The 882-nt window shown below is 72.1% G+C and carries 1 pseudogene; it reads right to left on the reverse strand.

The window, feature by feature from the left end:
• Positions 1-882 (reverse strand): annotated as a pseudogene (locus ACFFR3_RS19725) (hypothetical protein); the annotation flags it as partial.

The following is an 882-nucleotide window of genomic DNA, read 5'->3' on the forward strand; positions in this document are numbered from 1 at the left end:
CGCTCCCGGGAGAGGCCGCGCTGCTTGCGGAGGGTCCGCTGGTGAGGCCGGTGGCGGGGGAGGGGGTCGGGCCGGGGTTGGGGGCTGAGGGGGGAGCGGGTGAGGGGCCGGTGGTGAGTTCGCCGGCGGTGTCGAAGCGGGGGAGGTAGCTGACGCGGGCGCCGGCGGGGATGTCCAGGCCGCCGGCGACGCCGGACAGGAAGGTGTACTTCAGGTGGTCGGCGTCGAGCTGGCCGCTGAGGGCCAGGCCGGGTACGGAGCCGGCGGTGCCGGCCAGGCCGCCCATCAGGGCCTGGCCGTAGATGCCCTGTCCCAGGGCCGCCAGCTTGTCGCGGACGCCCAGCTCGGCGGCGGAGGCGACGTAGACCATCTCGCGGCTGAGCAGCCGCGACAGGGCCGCGTTCCCGGCGCCGAACAGGGCGCCGGTCAGCGCGCCGCTGCCGGTCGACATGGCCAGCGAGGCCAGGTCGAACTCGCCCGTCTCGCGTACCCCTCCGATGGCGTCGATGTGCTGGGCCAGCTGCACGCTCAGGTCCAGCCCGCCCATCAGGGCGCCGAACTTGAGCATGTTGCTCAGCACGAGCCGCTTGAGTGTCTCGATGTGCACCTTGGTCATCAACGTGCGGGTCTGGATCGCGGCCATCACGGCGGGCCCGTTGACGTAGATCCAGGCCAGCAGCCGGATGATCATCGCGGCGAGCAGGGCCAGCGCCGCGTAGATCATCCATTCGGTGTGCTGCATGCGCACGCCGTGGTCGTGCAGCGACCTGGCCTCGGCCCGCAGCGCCTCCACCAGCAGGTCCACCAGCGCCTCGGGCGTGTCCTCACCGTCGGCGAGGTCCTCCTTGCCGCTGAGCGCGCTGAAGACCTGCTGGAAGTTCT

The organism is Nonomuraea salmonea (assembly GCF_042428605.1).
Taxonomy (GTDB): domain Bacteria; phylum Actinomycetota; class Actinomycetes; order Streptosporangiales; family Streptosporangiaceae; genus Nonomuraea; species Nonomuraea salmonea.